Source organism: Allobosea sp. LjRoot237 (genome assembly GCF_964253285.1).
GTDB lineage: Bacteria > Pseudomonadota > Alphaproteobacteria > Rhizobiales > Beijerinckiaceae > Allobosea.
Map to the genome: position 1 here is coordinate 3,547,333 of NZ_CAXUQP020000001.1, position 13,683 is coordinate 3,561,015.

Annotated in this window: 14 protein-coding genes; 3 read left to right on the plus strand and 11 right to left on the minus strand. The window is 66.0% G+C overall.

Annotated features, from left to right (window positions below):
• Positions 1–93: 93 nt before the first annotated feature.
• Positions 94–1,434, plus strand: coding sequence for a PLP-dependent aminotransferase family protein (locus ACSQ24_RS17240; protein WP_436095858.1), 1,341 nt, complete (start codon positions 94–96; stop codon positions 1,432–1,434).
• 234 nt (positions 1,435–1,668) lie between these two features.
• On the opposite strand, the gene ACSQ24_RS17245 is transcribed toward ACSQ24_RS17240, so the two are convergent.
• From ACSQ24_RS17245 to ACSQ24_RS17280, 8 genes are all read right to left on the minus strand, one after another.
• Positions 1,669–2,385 carry a GntR family transcriptional regulator gene (locus tag ACSQ24_RS17245; protein ID WP_436095859.1) on the minus strand — a complete coding sequence of 239 codons (717 nt, stop codon included), beginning with the start codon at positions 2,383–2,385 and terminating at the stop codon, positions 1,669–1,671.
• Positions 2,386–2,453: 68 nt separating this feature from the next.
• Positions 2,454–3,215 (minus strand): precorrin-6A synthase (deacetylating), encoded by a 762-nt coding sequence (gene cobF, locus ACSQ24_RS17250; protein ID WP_436095860.1) that lies wholly within the window; start codon positions 3,213–3,215, stop codon positions 2,454–2,456.
• Between the two features lie 276 nt (positions 3,216–3,491).
• Positions 3,492–4,637, minus strand: a complete 1,146-nt coding sequence (locus tag ACSQ24_RS17255; protein ID WP_436095861.1) for an amidohydrolase — start codon at positions 4,635–4,637, stop codon at positions 3,492–3,494.
• Between the two features lie 102 nt (positions 4,638–4,739).
• Complete coding sequence (locus ACSQ24_RS17260; RefSeq protein ID WP_436095862.1) at positions 4,740–5,762, minus strand: DNA topoisomerase IB; 1,023 nt, start codon at positions 5,760–5,762, stop codon at positions 4,740–4,742.
• A 61-nt stretch (positions 5,763–5,823) separates the two neighbouring features.
• Positions 5,824–6,654, minus strand: a complete 831-nt coding sequence (locus tag ACSQ24_RS17265; RefSeq protein ID WP_436095863.1) for an ABC transporter permease — start codon at positions 6,652–6,654, stop codon at positions 5,824–5,826.
• Between the two features lie 4 nt (positions 6,655–6,658).
• Positions 6,659–7,567, minus strand: coding sequence for an ABC transporter permease (locus ACSQ24_RS17270; RefSeq protein WP_436095864.1), 909 nt, complete (start codon positions 7,565–7,567; stop codon positions 6,659–6,661).
• The gene (locus ACSQ24_RS17275) at positions 7,564–8,637 is read right to left on the minus strand and encodes an ABC transporter ATP-binding protein (RefSeq protein WP_436095865.1); all 1,074 of its coding nucleotides are present in this window, start codon (positions 8,635–8,637) and stop codon (positions 7,564–7,566) included. The genes ACSQ24_RS17270 and ACSQ24_RS17275 overlap by 4 nt, the downstream gene beginning before the upstream one ends.
• Before the next feature lie 89 nt (positions 8,638–8,726).
• Positions 8,727–9,917 (minus strand): extracellular solute-binding protein, encoded by a 1,191-nt coding sequence (locus ACSQ24_RS17280; RefSeq protein WP_436095866.1) that lies wholly within the window; start codon positions 9,915–9,917, stop codon positions 8,727–8,729.
• A gap of 163 nt (positions 9,918–10,080) precedes the next feature.
• On the opposite strand from ACSQ24_RS17280, the gene ACSQ24_RS17285 reads away from it, so the two are divergent.
• Positions 10,081–10,776, plus strand: a complete 696-nt coding sequence (locus ACSQ24_RS17285) for a GntR family transcriptional regulator (RefSeq protein ID WP_436095867.1) — start codon at positions 10,081–10,083, stop codon at positions 10,774–10,776.
• A 43-nt stretch (positions 10,777–10,819) separates the two neighbouring features.
• Positions 10,820–12,016, plus strand: a complete 1,197-nt coding sequence (uxuA, locus tag ACSQ24_RS17290) for a mannonate dehydratase (RefSeq protein WP_436095868.1) — start codon at positions 10,820–10,822, stop codon at positions 12,014–12,016.
• Positions 12,017–12,032: 16 nt separating this feature from the next.
• Here uxuA and ACSQ24_RS17295 read toward each other — a convergent pair whose 3' ends face one another.
• The 3 genes from ACSQ24_RS17295 to ACSQ24_RS17305 form a co-directional block, all read right to left on the minus strand.
• Positions 12,033–12,446, minus strand: a complete 414-nt coding sequence (locus ACSQ24_RS17295; protein WP_236846737.1) for a hypothetical protein — start codon at positions 12,444–12,446, stop codon at positions 12,033–12,035.
• A 2-nt stretch (positions 12,447–12,448) separates the two neighbouring features.
• Positions 12,449–13,054, minus strand: a complete 606-nt coding sequence (locus ACSQ24_RS17300; RefSeq protein WP_436095869.1) for a hypothetical protein — start codon at positions 13,052–13,054, stop codon at positions 12,449–12,451.
• A 180-nt stretch (positions 13,055–13,234) separates the two neighbouring features.
• Positions 13,235–13,627 (minus strand): hypothetical protein, encoded by a 393-nt coding sequence (locus ACSQ24_RS17305; RefSeq protein WP_436095870.1) that lies wholly within the window; start codon positions 13,625–13,627, stop codon positions 13,235–13,237.
• Positions 13,628–13,683: the final 56 nt, after the last annotated feature.

Sequence of the window (13,683 nt, forward strand, 5' to 3'; positions counted from 1 at the left end):
TCGCTGCAGATAAACCTTGGACAGCGGTGAGATTAAATGTTCATTTGACCTGATCAATCGATATTACGTTCCTGAACATTCATTTTTGATTCGATGACCGACGAACCAGACGCCACCTGGCTGGCAAGCCGCCTGACGCAGCGCACCGCGCGCGGCATCGCGCTCGATCTGAGCCAGCTGATCCGCTCCGGTCTGCTGCCGGTCGGCATGCGGCTGCCGACGGTGCGCGAGCTCGCCTTCCGGCTCGGGGTCAGCCCCGGCACGGTCTCTGAAGCCTGGAGCGAGCTGAAGCGGCAGAAGATCGTCTCGGGGCGCGGACGCGGCGGCGCCTGGGTCAGCGGCGACAACGCGACGCCGCGGCCGACGCGGATGGCGAGCGTCGCCGATTTCGGGCCTGATGCGCTCGACCTCTCGCTGGCGGTCCCGGATGCGGCGCTACTGCCGCCGCTGCGCGAGGCGCTGGCGCAGGCCGCGAGCGCGGAAAACCTCAACAGCTATGAGCGCACGCCGATCCTGCCGGCGCTGCGCGAGGCGGTGGCGCCGCATTGGCCCTACAGACCGGATGCTTTCCTCGCCACCAATGGCGGCTACAACGCCGTCTATTCGGTGCTGCACGCGACCGTGCTGCCCGGCTCCTGCATCGCGATCGAGGATCCCACCGCGATGCGGCTCCTTGACATCATCGAGGATCTCGGCGCCGAGATCCTGCCGGTCACCCGCGATGCCGAAGGTCCCCTGCCCGGCGAGCTTGCGGCTGCGCTGAAGCGGCGGCCATCGGCCTTCATCTTCCAGCCGCGCACCCATTCGGTCACCGGCCAGCACGTCAGCGCCGCACGGCTCACCAAGCTCGGCCGGGTGCTCGCCGGCAGCGAGACGCTGGTGATCGAGGATGACGGCGTCGGCGATGTCTCGATCCATCCGCCGATCAGCCTGGGCGTGACGATGCCGGAGCGGGTCGTGCATATCCGCTCCTTCTCGAAATCGCTTGGTCCCGACCTTCGGATCGCCGTGCTGTCGGCACCGGCCATGGTGATCCGGCAGATCCAGTCCTATCGCAGTTTTTCCTCGGGCTGGACCAGCCGACTGCTGCAGGCCGCGACCGCCTGGCTGCTGACCGATGCCGAGACCGGCCGGCGGGTCGCGGAGGCGCGCGCCGTCTATGCCGAGCGCAGGGGGGCGCTGGTCTCCTGCCTGGGTGAACGAGGGCTCGCAATGCCGGAGAGCGACGGACTGTGCATCTGGGTGCCGGTCGAGACCGAGCAGTTCGCGCTGGTGACGCTGGCCGCGCACGGCATCGCGGTGCTGCCCGGCAGCAAATGCGCGGTCAGGCCGACCGAGCATGTCCGTGTCGCCACGGCGATCCTGGCGGAAGGTCATGAGCGTGTCGCCGACGCACTGATAAAGGCGGCGCAGCGGGGCGATGCCCGACTATAGCGCCCGTCTTTCCGGGGCATGCCGCAGGCATGAGCCCGGAATCCATGACCACGACGCCGCTCCAGTTCGTCATGCTCGCCCTTGTGGCGAGCATCCACGTCTTGAACACTGATCTGCCCATACGAAGACGTGGATGGTCGGGACAAGCCCGACCATGACGGAAAGGGCAGTGTTCATAGATTCCGGGCTCGCCGCTTCGCGCCGCCCCGGAAAGACGGGGTGGTTCCGAGCCTGTCAGCGCTGACGCGGCACCCTGGTATGGGCCGGCAGCTCCTCGTCCTCGAACAGGTCCGGATGCTCGGCGGCGATGCGCGGCAGCGCGTTCAGGATTTCGCGCAGATGGATGCGCATCGCGGTTGCGGCGGTGTCGGCATCGCCGGTCTCGATCGCGTCGACAATGGCGTTGTGCTGGGTGATCAGCAGCGGGATCGGCGAAGTGCCCGGCAGCGAGAGAAAACGTACCCGGTCGGTCTGGGCGCGGGCGCTCTCGACCACCTTGCCGGCATAGTCGCAATCGACGATCTCGGCGATGGCCTGGTGGAAGGCCTCGTCCAGCACGGTGAAGCCGGAATAATCGCCGCGGCCGGCGGCTGCGGCCTGCTCGGCGATGAGACGACGCAGGCGAGCGACCCCATCCGGATCGATCAGCCGGCTCGCCGTCCGCGCCAGGGCGCATTCGACGGCTTCGCGCACGAAGCGGGCATTGGCGACCTCGCGCATCGATATCTTCATGACATAGGTGCCGCGGCTCGGCAGGATCTGCACCAGCCCGGCCTCGGAGAGCTTGATGAAGGCCTCGCGCACCGGCTGCCGGCTGACGCCGAAGCGGCCGGCGATCTCCTTCTCCGAGAGCGCTTCTCCAGGGCGAAGTTCGCTGGCGATGATCGCCTGGCGCAGCGCCGCGACAAGCTGCGGTGCGATCGGATCACGCAGCCGGAGCGAGATGTCCATGAGTCAAACTCCTCGGCCAGCCGGCACAGATTATACCGGTATGGTGGCCTAACGGCAAACGCCGCCAGTCAGCCCTCGCGCCGCCTCAGCAGGTAGGTGTCCATGATCCAGCCATTCTCGGCGCGTGCCGCCTCGCGCCTGCGGACGATCTCGTCCGAGATTTCGGCAAGCGGGCCGGAAGCCAGAATCTCCTGCGGCGCGCCGAGATAGGCGCCCCACCAGATCTCGAGCCCGGCCGGGTCGATCTTCGCGAAGGCCTGCTCGCCATCGAGCATGACGATGGTGCTGCCGGCCTCGTCGCGGAAGCCGCCTTCGGCGAGCTTGCGGCCGGTGGTGATGGTGACGGGCTCGCCGATCCGGTTCAGCACCAGCCGATGCGCCGCTGCCAGGGCCTGGACGCTGGTGATGCCGGGGATGACGTCGTAGTCGAATTCCAGTCCGCGGGCGCGCACGGCCTCGATGATGCGCAGCGTGCTGTCGTAGAGTGAAGGGTCACCCCAGACGAGGAGTGCACCGATCTGGTCTTCCCGAAGCTCGTCGCGGAACAGCCGCTCATAGCTTTCGGCGAGCGCCGCATGCCAGTCGTCGACGCTGCCGCGATAATCGTCGCCCGCCGCAGCGCGCTTCGGCACGGTGAGCGGCACCGTGCGCCAGTCGTCACGCTCGATATAGCGCCGGCAGATCTCCTCGCGCAGTTCGCGCAGGGCCGATTTCTCGGCACCCTTGTCCGGCACGAAGACGACATCGGCGGTGTTGAGCGCCTTGATCGCCTGGATCGTCATGTGCTCGGGATTGCCAGCGCCAATGCCGATGATCCTGATCCTGCGCATGGGGGCCCCTGTTCCGTTAGAGGCGCCGCATAGCACGATCCGGTCAGGGCGCGTCATGCTCGGGCGAGGATTTAGAGGCAGTCCGGCTGCCCACGCTTCCCTTCTCCCCCTGCGGGAGAAGGTGGCGCGAAGCGCCGGATGAGAGGTCGCGCAGGTCTTCGAGAGCTCCGGGAAACACGGTGCCGGGCCGGCGACCAGCGTCGCGAGACCCCTCACCCTAGCCCTCTCCCGCAGGGGGAGAGGGGACAAGTAGCGGGCGAGAATGACGGCCTCCGACTACCCCAGCAGGTTCCTGATCGTGCGCATGAAGACGCGGGCGCCGGGCGCGATTAGCGCATCGGGGAAATCGTAGTCGGGATTGTGCAGCGGCGGCGTGTCTTCGCCGGAGCCGAGCAGGAACATCGCCGATTTCGAGGAGCGGCCGAACAGGCCAAAATCCTCGGAGCCGCGCTGCGGCGGCGTCTCACCATGGCCGATGCCCTCCTCCTCGCAGGCGCGGCGCAGATGCGCCACTGCCTCGGGATCGTTCTCGCAGTGATGGAAGACGTCATGGTAATCCATCGTCACGGAGAGCCCGCCGACAGAAGCCGCCTCGCGCGCAAGCGCCTCCGCCTCGGCGCAGAGCGCGCTCATCAGATTGTCGCTGAGCGTGCGCAAGGTCGCCCAGATCTCGGCGCGGCCAGGCGTGATGCCGAAGGCTCGCTCGCCCATGCTGGCGTGGGTGACGGTGACGAGACGGTAGTTGCCCTCAAGGGCGCCGCCCTGGCCGAGCGCTGTCAGTTCCGGCATCAGACGGGCGACCGCCTTCATCGGCGAGACTGCATGCTCCGGCGTCGCGGCGTGCGAGGTGTGGCCCGTCAGCACGATCTTCAGCCCGCGCGAGGCGCAATTGGCCGGGCCTTCCGAGAGTCGGACAGCACCCAATGGCAGGCCGGGCTTGTTGTGCAGCGAGAAGGAGAAGTCGGGCGCGATCTCCTTGAACTTGGGATCGGCGATCACTGCGGCGGCGCCGGCGCCGGTCTCCTCGGCCGGCTGGAACAGCAGGATGGCGCGCCCACGCTGCGGCCGCTGCCGGCCGAGCCCGCGCGACAGCGCCGCGACCGTGGTCATATGGCCGTCATGGCCGCAGAGATGGCCCTTGCCCGCGATCTGCGAGGAATGCGGCACGCCGGAAAGGTCCTCGATCGGCAGGGCGTCGAGCTCGGAGCGGATCAAGACGGTCGGGCCGGGCTCGGCGCCTTCATAGATCGCCGCGACGCCATGGCCGCCGAGATCGGTGACGATGCGGTCGGGCGCGCTCGGCGCGAGGAAGCCGACGATCGCTTTTGCCGTCTCGCGCTCCTCGCCGGAAATCTCCGGCGCACGGTGGAGAGCATGACGCAGCTCGATCAGCTCGACCATGTCGGAATTGGTGAGAAACATGCCTAGCGCTTCCTCGGATGATTTGGTCCGAGCTTGGCCAGCGCGCCTGCCGGGTTCAACCCCCGTCGCCGCCCGGCGCCGGCTGGCGGCCATGCATCCTGTTCACGCCGCCAGCAGCCCCAGCGCCCGCTCGATGCGCGAGCAGCCGCCGCGGCCGCGCGCCTTGCGATAGGCGCGGCTGAGGCGACCGCTGGCATAGGCGTCGACGACGATGGCGTGGACATAGCTCTTGCGCACCACGGCCGGCGTGTTGACCAGCCGCTCGGCGATGGCGCGCATGATGTCGGCGAGCTGGCGCTTGCGGCCGCGCTCGCTGGCGGCGATGTCGGTCGAGAGCAGGAGCTCGGCGGCGGCGGCATTGGCGGCGAGCATGCGCAGATCCTTGCTCGATATCGGCAGGCCGGCCGCCTCCTTCAGATAGGCGTTGATGTCGGCGGCGTTGATCGTCGTGACCGAGCCGTCCTCGGCGCGATACTGGAACAGGCGCCTGCCGGGCAGGGTCTTCAGCCGCGTCAGCGCGCGGGCGAGCGGCGCGTCATCGCGGCCGCAGGTGATCTCCTTGCCGCCCTTGCCGCGAAAGGCGAGCGTGACGTGGCTACCGGTCACGTCGACATGGCGCTTGAGCAGCGTCGAGGCGCCATGGCTGCCATTGGTCTGGGCATAGACCTCGTTGCCGACGCGGATATGGCAGCGATCGATCACTGCGGCGGCGCAGGCGAGCGCCTTGGTACGCGAGAGCGTGCGGTCCTTCAGGTCGGTGGCGATGCGCTTGCGCAGCTTCGGCAAGGCATCGATCATCCTGGCCAGGCGCTTCAGCTTGCGACGCTCGCGCACGCGCTCCCAATCGGGATGGTAGCGGTGCTGGATGCGCCCGGCCTCGTCGCGGCCGATCGCCTGGAGATGGGCGCGCGGGTCGGCGGCGATCAGCACATCCTCATAGGCCGGGGGGATCGCCAGCGAGCGGATGCGCGCCCTCGTCTCCTCATCGGTGATCCTGCCGCCCTCGGCGTCGCGATAGCCGAAATTGCGGCCGACGCGGACGCGGCGGATGGTGAGGTCGTCGATGCTCACGCGGCGCAGGCGGCTATTCTTCGCCGCAGCGCCTCTCCTGCCCTTCGTGACCATCCAACCCCTCCGCAGCTCGACCGGCTGCGGAGGAATGCGGGAGGCCGCGGGTTGTTCCGGCCTACCTCTTCGCCCGCGCCACGATCTGCGTCGGGTTGACGAAGCGCAGCGCGATGATGAGCCAGATCAGCGTCGTCACCATGTAGATCACCGCCATGGCGTCGATCGACTGCACGGCGCGCACGCCGGCGGCGAAGACCGCGTAGTAGAGCGCGACAACCAGGGTCTGGCTGGTCGGGCCGGCGGTAAGGAAGGTCAGCTCGAACATCGCGATCGTCCTGACCAGCACGAGCAGCAGCGCGGCGAGGATGCCAGGCATCAGCAGCGGCAGCAGGATGTAGACGAAGAGCTTGAAGGTGTTGGCGCCGAAGACGCGCGCCGCCGCCTCGATCTTGGTGTCGATCTGCTCGATGAACGGGATCATCACCAGGATGACGAAGGGCACGGTCGGGACGAGATTGGCCAGCACCACGCCAGACATCGAACCGGCGAGGCCGGTGCGATAGAGCACCGTCGCCAGCGGGATACCGAAGGTGATCGGTGGCACCAGCAAAGGCAGCAGGAAGAGCAGCATCACCAGCTTCTTGCCGGGAAAGTCGCGCCGCGCCAGCGCATAGGCCGCCGGCACGCCGATCAGGCCCGAAAGGAAGACGACGAGGAAGACGATCTGGAAGGTGACTGTCAGCACGTCGCCAAGCTGGAACTCGCTCCAGGCGGCGCCATACCAGCGCGTCGTCCAGCCATCCGGCAGCCAGGAGCGCAGCCAGCGAGTCGAGAACGAGCTCGTCACCACCGCGGCGATCATGCCGAACAGGTTGACGATGAAGAAGCCGATCAGCGTCCAGTTGGCCGCGGCCCAGAGCTTGGTGGAAAGGCGGGTGTCCTTGACCATCGGATCAGCCCTTCCCGCCGCCGGCCGGGCCGCGATAGAGCATCCCGCGCAGGCCGAGCACCGCGACGACGATGGCGAGCTGGACCATGCCCATGATCATCGCGACCGCCGAGGCCATCGAGTAGTCGTATTCCTCGAAGGCGGCCTGGTAGGCGGCGATCGAGATCACGCGCGTCGGTCCTGCCGGCGCGCCGAGCAGCACTGCCGAGGGGAAGACCGAGAAAGCCTGGACGAAGCTGAGGCAGAACGTGATGGCGAGGCCGGGCAGCAACAGCGGGAAGAGGATATGCTTGAAGCGATCCCAGGGCCCCGCGCCGAGCGTCGCGCCAGCCTGCTCCAGCGCCGGATCGACGCCGGTGAGATAGGATAGCGTCAGCAGGAAGGTGAAGGGGAAGCCGGTGATCACCAGCGAGAGCATCACGCCCCAGTAATTGTGCAGGAGCTTCACCGGCGTCGAGATCAGGCCCAGCGTCATCAGCGTACGGTTGAACCAGCCCTGCGGGCCTAGATAGTTCAGCAGCCCCTCGGCGACGAGCACGGTGCCGAGCGTGATCGGGATCACCAGGATAGTGGTGAGCAGGCGCTGGTTCTTCATCAGCCGAACGCGAAAGGCGATCGGGATCGCCAGCAGCAGCGTCACGATCGTCACCGGCATGGCGAGCCAGAGCGTGGTCGCGATCGTGCCGTAGAGGAAGGAATCCGAGAAGAAGCGCTGGTAGTTCGCCAGCGCCCCGCCGGCCTTCGGATTGAAGGACAGGAAGAGCCCGTAGAAGAACGGGTAGATGAACAGCGCCAGCAGGAAGATCACCGCCGGCAGGACAAGCAGGGTCAGCCCGTCGAGCCCGCGCGCGGCGAGGCGCTGCTTGAGCGGAATCTCGGCGATGCCGGGCGCCGCGCCAGACACGGTGCTCATGCGCCCTCTCCGAAGACGAGGACGCGATCCGGAGCGGCAGCGAGGCGGATCTCGGTGCCGGGCGCGATGCGACTATCGGCTAGGAAGGTCAGCGGCGTGTCGTCCGCCATGCGGGCGAAGCCGACGAATTCGCGGCCATGGAACTCGGTCGAGACGACCTTGGCGGCCAGCCCCGGCGCGCCATCCGCCACCGGGTGCAGATCCTCGGGGCGGATCGAGATATGGGCCCCCTGCCCGGCCGCGACCTGCGACCTCACGCGCCCGACGACACCAACCTCGCCGACCGTCACCGTGGCGAGTTCGGCCGTCGCCGAGGCGACGCGGCCGGCGACCTTGTTGCGGAAGCCCATGAACTCGGCGACGTCGAGATGGTCTGGCCGCGAGAACAGGTCCTCGGGCCCGCCGACCTGGCGGATTTCACCATCGCGCATCACCACGATCCGGTCGGCGAGCGAGAGCGCCTCCTCCTGGTCGTGGGTGACGTAGATCGTGGTGGCGCCGAGCGTATTGTGGATGCGCCTGATCTCGGCGCGCATCTCGAGACGCAGCTTGGCGTCGAGATTGGAGAGCGGCTCGTCCATCAGCACCAGAGGCGGCTGCACCGCGATGGCGCGGGCGATGGCGACGCGCTGCTGCTGGCCGCCGGAGAGCTGGCCGGGCAGCTTCGTTTCCTGGCCCTGCAGGCGGACCAGCGCGACGGCCTCGGCGACGCGGCGTTCGCTCTCCGCCTTGGCCATGCCGCGCATCTTGAGGCCGAAGCCGATATTCTTCTTCACGGTCATATGCGGGAAGAGCGCGTAGCTCTGGAAAACCATGCCGAAGCCACGCTCCTCCGGGCGGAGCGGATCAATGCGCTTCTCGTCGAGCCAGATGCCGCCGCCGGTCGCAGGCAGGAGGCCGGCGATCAGGTTCAGTGTCGTCGACTTGCCGCAGCCGGACGGGCCGAGCAGCGCGATGAACTCGCCCTGCTTGATCGTCAGCGAGACGTCCTTGACGGCGTTATGCGTTCCGAAGTCGCGGCAGAGCCGGTCGAGCCTGAGTTCGCGGAAATTCGCGGCATGTATCGACATGAAGGACCATCAAGTTCCGAAGGCGAATGGCGAGTGGCGAGTGGCGGGTGAGCTTGGCGAGCGACATTCGCACTCGCCATTCGCCTCGATTATTTGCGCTTGGCGCCGCCGACCTGCTCATCCCAGATGCGGAAGGCGACGACCATCTTGTCGGGGTCGAGCGGCGTCTCCATCGGGTTCTCGGCGATCAGCTTGTCATATTCCGGACGGCCGTATTCCTCGATCGCCTTGCGGCTGGCCGCGGGCGCCATTGAAAGCGGCACGTCCTTCACCGCCGGACCCGGGTAGAAATAGCCCTCATCATAGGTGTAGGCCTGCTGCGCCGGCGTCAGCATGTGGCGGATCAGATCGAGCAGCACTGCGAGCTTCTCGTCGGAGACGCCCTTGGGGATCATCATGTACTGGGCGTCGGTGACCCAGTGGAAGCCCTTCAGCGTCTGGATCTTGGCCTCCTTCGGCACAACACCCAGCACGCGCGGATTGATGTCCCAGCCCGTCGTCGAAACGATGATGTCGCGCGTGCCGTCGCCGAGCTCCTTCATCGTCGCGCCGGTGCCGCCTGGATAATATTCGATGTTCTCACCCAGGGCCTTGAGATAGGCCCAGGTCTTGTCCCAGCCCTTGGCCGGATCCTTGGGATCGCTGTCGCCGAGAATGTAGGGCAGGCCCATGATGAAGGTCCGGCCCGGGCCGGAATTGGCCGGGCGGGCATAGAGGAAGCGGTTCTTGTTCTGCTTGCTCCAGTCGAGCAGCTCCTGCGCCGTGGTCGGCGGGGTCTTGACCTTGTCGGGCATGTATTCGAGCAGCGGGCCGGACGGATAATAGACCATCGCCATCCCCTGGCCGCGCCCGAGATTGTGCATGGCGAGCGCAGGCTTGAGGAACACCTCGTCGGGCTTGGGCAAATCTGAGGCGAAGCGCGGCAGCAACTCGACCCAGAGCTTCTGGTCGATGCCGGCCGAGAGCACGTCCAGGCCGCCGATGACGAAATCGATGTCGACGCGGCCGGCATCCTGCTGCGCTTTCAGCTTGCCCGGCAGCTCGGGGGCGGGCGCCTTGGTGAAGGTCATCCGCGAGACGAGCTTGGGATTCGCCTTGGTGTAGTTCTCCAGCGGCGCCTGCACCAGAGCGAGCGCTCCGCCGACGTCGATGATGCTGAGCGCGACCGGCGAGGCCGGAAGCTTGAGCTGCTGCGCGAACGCGGCCGGCACCTGCGCCAGCCCGGCGATTCCGGCGACACCGCCAAGGAACATGCGCCGATCGATGCTGTCCTGAACCATGATCTCCCCTCCCGGCGGCTTTGCCGCCTGCTGTTTCCCCAGCCCTTGAAAGACGCGCTCTTGCGGCGTTTTTAGCACCGGCTTCTATTGAAATCGCGGCTTTCGGAGTTGACGCCCCCGTTCAGGCCGGTATCCTAGTATACTAGTGAACAAGAGCTTGGCAATGGGCATCGCCGCGGCGAGACAGAGCACCGACCAGATCTACCGGGCACTGCGCGGCGACGTGCTGAATGCGGTCCTGCGTCCGGGCGAGGCGATCTCGGAAGCGCGCATGGCGCTGCAATTCGGCGTCAGCCGCACGCCGGTCAGGGAATCGTTCAAGCGGCTGGTCGAGGACGGCTTCCTCGTCGTCGTGCCGCAGGTCGGCACCTTCATCGCCCCGATCGACCTCGCTGCAGTCTATGACAGCCAGTTCGTGCGCGAGACGCTGGAGTGCCGCACGGTCATGCTGGCGGCGAAGAAGATCGATGCCGAAGGCAAGGCCAATCTCGATCTGCTGATCCGCCAGCAGGAGCAATTGCTCGCCGCCGGGGATCGCGCCGGCTTCTTCCGCAGCGACGAAGCCTTCCATGCCGAACTCTCCCGTCTCTCGGGCCATCCTTCGGTCTGGAGCCTGATCGAGGGCGTCAAGGCGCAGCTCGACCGTGTCCGCTGCCTGTCGCTGGAGACGAGCGGCTGGTCCGACATGATTCTGCGGGAGCATCGCGAAATCGCCGCCGCGGTCATCTCCGGCGACGAGGCGAAGGCCGAGCGGACCATGCGCGCGCATCTGCGCACCGTCTTCGACGCCATCGAGACCATTGCGCGCGATCATATCGAAGCCTTCGCCGCAAGCGGCGGGCTCCGCAAACCAACCTGACAAAGGCCCGCGACAGGCCCCTGTCCCAAGAGGATCAACAACGATGGAACAGACCTGGCGCTGGTTCGGCCCGGACGATGTGGTGACGCTCGCCGAGGCCCGGCAGGCCGGCGCGCGCGGCATTGTCAACGCGCTCCACCAGATCCCCTATGGCGTGGTCTGGAGCGTCGAGGAGATCGAGAAGCGCAAGGCGATCATCGAGCACGACAAGAGCCTTGGGCTGCGCTGGTCGGTGGTCGAGAGCCTGCCCATCCACGAGGACGTCAAGATCGGCGAAGGCGACCTCGAGAGCATCTTCGCCAATTATCGCCAGTCGCTGCGCAACCTCTCCGCCTGCGGCATCGAGGTGGTCTGCTACAACTTCATGCCGGTGCTGGACTGGACCCGGACCGACCTAGCCCAGCCTTTGCCAGGCGGCGGCACGGCGCTGCGCTTCAACCTGCATGAGTACGTCGTCGTCGACCATTTCATGCTGCAGCGGCCTGGCGCCGACGAGGGCCATCCGGCCGAGGTGATGGACAAGGCCAAGGCCTGGTTCGAGCGCTCCTCGGAGGCCGATCGCGCCAGGCTGATGGCCAATATCATGGCCGGCCTACCCGGCGCCTATGACCGCTACGACGTGGCGGGCCTGAAGCGCATCCTCGCGCGCTATGCCGATATGAGCCACGACGGCCTGCGCGCCAACCTCAAGCGCTTCCTCGAAGCGGTGATCCCGACCGCAGAAGAGGTCGGCATCCGCATGTGCATCCATCCGGACGACCCGCCGCGGTCGCTCTTCGGCCTGCCGCGCATCTGCTCGAACGAGGACGACGTCGCCTTCATCCTCGGCGCGGTCGACAGCCCCTCCAACGGGCTCACCCTCTGCTCCGGCTCGCTCGGCGCCAATCCGAAGAACGACGTGCCTGCCATCGCGCGCCGCTTCGCCGACAAGATCTGGTTCGCGCATCTGCGCAACGTCGCCAAGGACCCGGACGGCTCGTTCATGGAGGCCGAGCATCTCGGCGGCGACACCGACATGGTCGCGCTGGTCGATGCACTGATGGCCGAGCAGACACGGCGCAAGGCCGCCAGCTGGAGGCACTGGCGCATCCCGATGCGCCCCGACCACGGCCATGAATTGCTCGACGACGCCAAGAAGGGCTCGTTCCCGGGCTATCCGGCGGTCGGTCGCCTGCGCGGGCTGGCGGAGCTGCGCGGAGTGATGACGGCGCTTTCGAGCGTCAAGGGGTATGCCAGCTGAGGGGAAATCGAACCGCTTATATCGGCAACTGGCGCAACTTCGTTGCCTTGCCGATAGGTATCTCGTGCATCGCGGGCGGCGCCAGAAGTTCCGTTACTTTGATAATATCCGGCCAACGCCACACGAGAGTGGCTGCAACCTGAGGCAATGGAGCTTTCTGGTACGCTGGCGCTAGCACGAAGCCATGGAGGCCGGCTGAGCGGAGCGCTGCGCGCTCAGCCTTGTTCTTTAGAATGCGGCCGTCGCCCGATATGAAGATCCATAGGTCATTCGATGCGCGCAGGAATTCTATCCATTCGAGGTCCGCAGTATCGCGGCCACGTGGCAGCTCATTCATATCCTTTATGTGAAATGCGCGGTGTCCGAAATGACTGACGAACCCATCGAGGGTGCTCGCAAATACCGGTGCTAGGCAGTTGTCGAGCAGCACCTTCAAGCGGCAAGCCTCACCGCGATTTCATCCTCGAACTTCATGGATCGGCGGACCGCCGCCGCCGTGACGTCATAGGCTTTCGCCGCCATTTCCACACCTTGATATCGCCCTGCCGCGGCAAGAACAGACGTTGGCACGCTTGATGAAGCGTCTATGGGTTGGCCGAAAGCGCGAGCCGGGTCGACGACGATCTGGGTACCCTTGCCTTTAGGCCACCACAGCCGCGGTGTCCCGGCATTATCGAATTCGATGTGCTTCAGAGACGGCTCGACGACCGCTGTGAATTCATACTGCCGCCGAAACGTATTAAGGAGCTGCTCCCGCTCCGCACCGTTGGCGTCGCGGTCAATTACCTTCATGAAAATATCGCGGCCATTGTGGCGGAAACTCTCGGTTGAGAGCGGCCGCTCTACTCCGTAGACCTCGCGCGCCATTTCAATTGCAGCTCGGACACGGATTGCGCTGACACCAACCCCCATGAGCGCGTTTGCGACGCGGACCTCCATCAAATCGCGAAAACCGAGATAGACTTTGTCATCCTGCAAATCGATCTGAGGGCGCCAGAGCGGCTCGTAGAACCGACCTTTCATGTAATGCCCGGTCAACCACCGCGATATCTTCGCGGCAGGCACTGCGACAAGGCGAGCCGCCTCCGCAGGCGTATATAGGCCTATGCCGACGAGTTGGTTCAATGGAAATGCTTTCAGGTTGGCCGATTCCGACCAGGTCAGTAAATGATGAGCGTCGAGCTGCCGTTCGTCAACGAAAGTCCCAACGGCGTAGGCTTACCTCAGCACATACCCCGCCTCGCTCAGCGGCGCATATTCGTAGCGGCAGTTCCATTCGTAGAGACCGCCCTCACCGATGCTCAACCGGTTCATCAGCAAGGCCTCGCGCAGCGCCGCTCCACCGGGGCGGCTGACGCGGATGACGTGAAACCAGAGGCGGTGATAATTGATCTCGACGAGCTCGCGGATGAAGCGGTTGTGGGAGCTGCGTCCGAGATCGCGACCATAGGTGCGGATCCGCTGGTAGAGCGTCACCGGCGCCTTGCCGATATATTTGGGATAGAAGGTCTCGCGCTGGATATAGCCGATCTCGTAGACGCCCGGGACCAGCAGATAAGTCTCATATTCCTTATAGTCGGACAGCTTCATCGCGTCGGACCAGCGCGCCATCGACCTCTCCCCCTTGCCCGCAGGCTGAAATTCTAGGTTGCAGCAACGTGGCCGGC